9 protein-coding genes are annotated in these 5,845 nt (G+C 52.8%); 5 read left to right on the top strand and 4 right to left on the bottom strand.

Annotation, left to right across the window (positions count from 1 at the left end; all coding sequences use genetic code 11):
• Window positions 1-254: zinc ribbon domain-containing protein (locus tag G465_RS15685; protein ID WP_155846567.1), on the top strand; the 254-nt coding region annotated here is incomplete at its 5' end.
• A 72-nt stretch (window positions 255-326) separates the two neighbouring features.
• Here the strand turns inward: G465_RS15685 and G465_RS0112400 are convergent.
• The 3 genes from G465_RS0112400 to cobT are packed head-to-tail and all read right to left on the bottom strand — an operon-like array spanning window position 327 to window position 2,781.
• Window positions 327-1,121: an adenosylcobinamide-GDP ribazoletransferase gene (locus G465_RS0112400; protein ID WP_022654762.1), complete on the bottom strand. Its 795-nt coding sequence runs from the start codon at window positions 1,119-1,121 to the stop codon at window positions 327-329.
• Window positions 1,109-1,714, bottom strand: a complete 606-nt coding sequence (locus G465_RS0112395) for a histidine phosphatase family protein (protein WP_022654761.1) — start codon at window positions 1,712-1,714, stop codon at window positions 1,109-1,111. The genes G465_RS0112400 and G465_RS0112395 overlap by 13 nt, the downstream gene beginning before the upstream one ends.
• Window positions 1,711-2,781: a nicotinate-nucleotide--dimethylbenzimidazole phosphoribosyltransferase gene (gene cobT / locus G465_RS0112390; protein ID WP_022654760.1), complete on the bottom strand. Its 1,071-nt coding sequence runs from the start codon at window positions 2,779-2,781 to the stop codon at window positions 1,711-1,713. The genes G465_RS0112395 and cobT overlap by 4 nt, the downstream gene beginning before the upstream one ends.
• A 226-nt stretch (window positions 2,782-3,007) precedes the next feature.
• On the opposite strand from cobT, the gene G465_RS0112385 reads away from it, so the two are divergent.
• Window positions 3,008-3,172, top strand: coding sequence for a rubredoxin (locus G465_RS0112385; RefSeq protein WP_022654759.1), 165 nt, complete (start codon window positions 3,008-3,010; stop codon window positions 3,170-3,172).
• Window positions 3,173-3,364: 192 nt separating this feature from the next.
• Window positions 3,365-3,952, top strand: a complete 588-nt coding sequence (locus G465_RS0112380) for a hypothetical protein (RefSeq protein WP_022654758.1) — start codon at window positions 3,365-3,367, stop codon at window positions 3,950-3,952.
• Here G465_RS0112380 and G465_RS0112375 read toward each other — a convergent pair.
• Entirely contained in the window at window positions 3,949-4,662 is a 714-nt protein-coding gene (locus G465_RS0112375) for a 16S rRNA (uracil(1498)-N(3))-methyltransferase (RefSeq protein ID WP_022654757.1), read from the bottom strand. The genes G465_RS0112380 and G465_RS0112375 overlap by 4 nt on opposite strands.
• A 115-nt stretch (window positions 4,663-4,777) precedes the next feature.
• Between G465_RS0112375 and G465_RS0112370 the strand changes: the two genes are divergently transcribed.
• Complete coding sequence (locus G465_RS0112370; RefSeq protein WP_022654756.1) at window positions 4,778-5,572, top strand: inositol monophosphatase family protein; 795 nt, start codon at window positions 4,778-4,780, stop codon at window positions 5,570-5,572.
• Window positions 5,573-5,581: 9 nt separating this feature from the next.
• A complete protein-coding gene (locus G465_RS0112365; protein WP_022654755.1) occupies window positions 5,582-5,824 on the top strand; it encodes a hypothetical protein in 243 nt (80 codons plus the stop codon).
• The last annotated feature ends 21 nt before the right edge of the window (window positions 5,825-5,845 follow it).

Genomic DNA, 5,845 nt, shown 5'->3' with positions numbered 1-5,845 from the left:
TCAGAACACAACTCAAGTACAAAGCCATAAGGCAATGTGTGGTGTTCGAGGAAATCAACGAAGCGTTTTCAACCCAAACATGCTCGTGCTGCGGAGAAATCCCCAACAGCAGTCCGAAAGGTAGGGCAAGTTTGCGAATAAGAGAATGGATTTGCAGCGAATGCGGTGCAGTACACGACCGCGACACCAATGCGGCAAAAAACATTCTCGCGGCGGGACTTCGCCGTCTTGCAGAAGGAATCCCCGCTCTTTAGGGCGGGGAGGAAGTCAACAGATACCTGCTACCCGATGCCACTGCACACTCAAGCACCATATCATCGTTTGGATCACGCAAAAATGGCCGCCACAGATAATAGACTTCTTGTACCCTGCAGCACAGAAGCGACACATGCCAGCATTAACAACCCAATTTCGACAATCTCAATACCAGCGCCAAGGCAATCACCACTGACACCGCCTAACCGCCGCCATAAAAATCGCCGCCACCACCACGCCAACAACGGCGCCAGACATAACCACGGGTTAATCCACGCCGACGCCAACCATAACAACACGGCACTGCCATATATCGCCACACGGTCGAGTTGCCAACGAAAAAGATCGACACTGCTATCCTGACTCAACGCCGGTAAACTGTGCGACCAATAGACCGTAAACAAACGCGCCCAAGCAGGGATCAAACACAGCGTGCCAGCGAATAACAGTTTTTCCTGCGGTGCGGTGGGCATCTGTTGTACCCACAGCCACAACAAACTCCATTTACTCAACACCGCCAACACCAACGCTAACACACCAAAACTGCCAAGGTGAGGGTCTTTCAACACTGCCAAAAAACGCTGTGGATCGCGATGGGCGGCACCAAGACCATCGGCTAAATCAGCCAGACCATCTAAATGCAAACCACCGGTGACCCATACCCAAACAACGACACCCAACAAGGCGGCAAAGACAGGGTCAACATAGCTGGCGGTGACGATGGCGACTGCCAATATCGCACCCACTATCAACCCCACCACCGCAAACCACTTCGCCGATTCCGCTAACCAAGCAGGATCAAAATGCTTAAATTGTGGTGTCGGTAAACGGGTGAGAAATTGAATCGCCAGTATCAAACCACGCATGGTGGTTCCAATCGCGTCAAATAGGCCGGTAAATCCGTGGCGGACGGTGATTGCAACATCAGTTGCACCATTCCCCCCCGCGCAATAGCAATCTGCTTTGCTTGCTGGCGCGAAATCTGTAGCAGCGCAGCGAGGGCACAATGAATCACCCCAGCATGGGTCAACAGCACACGGTGAGCGCCGTTAGTCTGTGCCAACCAATCAAATAGAGCCTGTTCAACCCGTTGTTGCATGGCGGTTAGCGTCTCGCCGCCGGTGGGAGGTATCGTTTGATGTAACTGCGCCACCCAATCGGTCGGCAGTTGATCGACTGGGGTATTTTCCCAACAGCCAAAATCCATCTCGGCAAAACCGGAGGCAATCGTTACGGATGGAGGTAAGGCTTGCAATTCGGCCAAGACAGCCCGACAACGTTGCAGCGGCGAACAGGCCAAAGCGGATACTGGCGCCAGTTGTTGTAAGCGTTGCCACATGGCTAGGCCTTGCTGCCAGCCAAGCGTGGTCAGCGGTAAATCGGTCTGCCCGACTAGCCGATTGCCGCTGGCAATCTCGCCATGCCGCCAAAGCGTGAGGGTAAAACTAGGATCGCTCATGATTGAGGAATCGCGGCTTGGTCGAAAGTCGCCATCTGATTGTGTAGTTGAATGGCTAGATTGAGCATCGGAACACAGATTGCTGCGCCGCTTCCTTCGCCTAAACGTAATCCCAAATCTAACAAAGGTTCTAAATCCAGAAAATTCAGCGCCAGTTGGTGGCCTTGTTCTTGTGAACGATGACTGGCAAGCCACCAATATTTGCTATTCGGTTCCATCGCATTAGCAACAATCGCTGCCGCCGTAGCAATAAAACCATCGAGTAACACCGGTGTTTTCGCTTGTGCCGCCCCCAAATAGAAGCCAACCATCGCTGCAATTTCTAAACCACCGAGCTCTGCTAATGCCGCGAGGGGAGATAACGGCGGCTGAATAGCGACACGGGCTAAGGCATCATGCACCACCTGTTGTTTATGTTGCCATGTCACATCATCAATACCGGTGCCACGACCAACCACCTCGGCTGGCGCATGGCCGGTAAAATAACAAATCAGGGCAGCAGAGGCGCAGGTATTGGCGATTCCCATTTCACCTGCCAACAAAATATTGGCACCGAGATCGATTTGGCGATTGGCTGCCTCGCGCCCAAGGTGAATCGCCGAGAGGGCTTCATTCACACTCATTGCTGCTTGGTGGCGTAGATTCGCCGTGCCATGCCGAATACGGGCATGAATCAGCTCATGTTGGCATACTGCGGGCTGTGGAATGGGATGGGCAACACCCACATCAATCACTTGTAATGGTGCATTCAGTTGTCGAGCTAACACATTGATGGCGGCACCACCGGCGAGGAAATTACTGACCATTAAGGCCGTAATCTCAGCAGGATAGGCCGACACCCCTTCGACACTGACCCCATGATCGGCGGCAAACACGCTGATAGCGGGTTGTAAGACGTCGGGACACACTTTACCTTGCCATCCTGCAAAGCGAATGGCGATATCCTCCAGACGTCCTAAACTGCCGCGTGGTTTGGTAAGCTGGTCTTGTCGTGCTTGTGCTGCCTGTTGTATCTCGAGATTGGGCAGACAAACAGGCGGTGCGTAGGGAGAATGGTGCGACATCATCGGCAGTTGTAGCCTGTCCTATTGACCATATCCTATGAGCAATGGAGCAGTGCAGCATGAAAAAATGCTATTTTCGCTGTAGTTGTAACAGAAACACAAGAAATCTCGCGAAGAACCTTGCCAGTTTGTTTTAAGGATAGCGTTTAAGAAAGGAGAATCGGGCATCAGGGTGTTTTCAACACCAAGCTATCCCGCTCTGTGAAAACAGAGTTGCCCAAGTTGTCAGATGAAAACGTATATGTGTTTGATTTGTGCTTTTATTTATGATGAAGAAAAAGGTCGTCCCGAGGACGGTCTGCCACCGGGTACGCGGTGGGAAGATGTGCCAATGAATTGGACCTGCCCCGACTGTGGGGCACGGAAAGATGATTTTGAGATGGTGCAAATCTAAGCCAGCAGCGTAAACAGCCCCCCCTTGTCCGTGCTGGATTTAACGACAGATTCACTGTTGCTGATTCAATATGGCATGGTGAGGGGCTGTTACAGCATTGCCCTATGTACCAACCATTTCACCTTCTGCGCCAGATTTGGCCGCTTTTGCCTTCTCTGCTACCATCCCGCTTGCTTTTTGTGATGATGTGCTATGCCTAAATACGCCAAAATTTCCCGTTCTCTGCCCATTACCTTTGCCAATGGTAATGCCGTGCGACAATTCGCTAAACACTGTGTGCGTTGTCGCCAGTTGGTATCGGGTGAACATATGTATGGTGTGATGACACTGGTTCAGGACAGAATTGTGCTCGCAGCAGAAGCACACTGCCCACATTGTCAGGCCAAGTTTCCGGTGACCTGTGTGATTACCGATGATAAGAAAGTGCATCGGGTGGTGTTACCGATGACCATTTTGCGCTGGTGGTTAGCCTCGAGCCAAGCCGGTCGTCCCCGTTCTGCCAATACTCGGGCGCAAGATTGGGAATACCCTGCAACCCCACCGGTTGCGACTCCGCCACCGGCGCCCGTGGTCGTGCAACATACCCACCCCGATCAGCGTTCGGAAGACAGCATTGGTCGTTTTCAAGATGTGGCGATTCCAGCGTGGGTGCAGGTCAATGGTATTCGCTATGTCTTTGCGCGACCGGTGGTGGACAAGGCTTCGCTATCGCTGGCACCACATGAATTGTTAATTGATGGCTGCTTAATCTTCGCGCCCGAACAACGCACCTCTGCTTAAAAATCTCCCCAACAGGCCTGCATGGCGGCAATAGTCGCCAAGGCGGCGGTTTCGGTCCGTAAGATGCGAGGCCCCAATCGCAACGCCTGCCACCCCATCGCGAGGCATTGCTGTTCCTCTGCCGAGGAAAATCCACCTTCGGGCCCAACCAATAACACAATCTCACGCGGGGGCTGAACAATATCGCGCAAAGCGTGTTGCCCAAGTGGTGAGAGTAAGACATGCTGGGCCGAACTGTTGACGGTCAATTCGTGTAGATGGCGTGGTGGATGAATCATGGGCACGGTATTGCGGCCACATTGTTCACAGGCGGCAATGGCGACCCCTTCCCAATGTGCGTGTTTTTTCTGTTCACGTTCCCCTTGTAGCCGTGCCGCCCGTTCACTGTGAATCGGGGTGAAGCTGGCAATCCCCAACTCAATGCCTTTTTGTAGGGTGAAATCCATCCGCTCGGCACTCGAAATGGCCTGCAATAAATGGATAGTCAACGACGACTCACGGCTGATGGCTTGGCGTTGTTGAGTGGTTACCCACACTTGCCGTTTTTCTAGACGGGTAATCTCGGCCACCACTTCACCCCCGCGTCCATCGAACAGTTCGATGGTATCGCCAAGCCGCAAACGCAACACCTGAATGTGGCGCACGACAGGTTCGGGGAGTGAAACAAGTTGTTGTTCTGGAATCAGATCGGGAAGGAAAAATCGCGGCATTGTCTTGAAAGTCGTATTCGGAGAGGGTATTTTCTGTTGTCTGGTATTTTTTCTCCACCCCAATTTTCTTTATACGCTGCAGTGCGATCCGCTGTGGCGTGCGTCAGGAAGCCTCATGCAGGTTGTCGATCAGGTCATCCAAGCACTTCACACCATTGCACAAACCGAGGTCATGCCTCGTTTTTTGCGGGTGCATTCCACACGTAAACACGATGGTTCGCAGCTCACCGAGGCCGATTTGGCAACGCAGGCTGCTTTAGCGCGTGATTTACCTAAAATTTTGCCCTATCCGGTTCTTGGTGAAGAAATGACCGCCCAAGAGCAAGAAGCACTGTGGGCACAACATGCACAAACCGGTCTATGGGTGGTCGATCCCATCGATGGCACCACCAATTTTGTGCATGGCCTCCCCTATTTCGCCATTTCAGTGGCCTTGGTGCAAAATGGCCGCAGTGTATTAGGGGTGATTTACAACCCTGCCAGCAATGAAATGTTTTATGCCCGCAAAGGCGATGGCGCATATCTGAATGGGACGCCGCTGCCGTTGAAAGCCTCGCCGGCGGTGTTGTCTGACACCATCGCTTCAGTCGAGGTGAAATATTTGCGCAGCGGTAAGCTTTCCACCCGTCTGGCGTCGTTAGCGCCCTGTGGCAGCCAACGCAATTTGGGCGCTTCTACGCTCGATTGGTGTTATGTCGCAGCAGGTCGGTTTGATCTCTATCTGCACGGTGGACAAAGGCTATGGGATTACGCCGCAGGCTGTGTGATTTTGGAAGAAGCCGGTGGCAAGATGTGTACCTTAGAACACGATGAATATTGGGATGGAGCCCTGTGGCAACGCTCGGTGGTCGCCGCTTTGGATGCCAATTTATTTGAGCAATGGCGTAAATGGGTGCGAGCGAATCGCTAAGAGAACATCATGGATGCCGATTTGCTGTGGTCTTTGTTATGCCCCGCCTGTCAACAACGCTTGCAATATGGCGGTGCTGATCCTGCCTTGCCGATGATTCACCCCACCCGACCCGCAGAAGGCGCGGCGTTGGATGTGTTGTCGTTGCTGGCAGAAGGCGCCCCTTTACCTCTGATTTTAGAGACCATCGTTCTCGGTATCGAACAAGCCAACCGTGATGTGTGGTGCAGTATTTTATCCCCTGCGCCGTAAAACCTCGCCATTCATGGCGGG

Source organism: Aquaspirillum serpens DSM 68 (genome assembly GCF_000420525.1).
GTDB lineage: Bacteria > Pseudomonadota > Gammaproteobacteria > Burkholderiales > Aquaspirillaceae > Aquaspirillum > Aquaspirillum serpens.
Note: the sequence above shows the minus strand (reverse complement) of the source record. Positions and strands in the feature narration are given on the sequence as shown.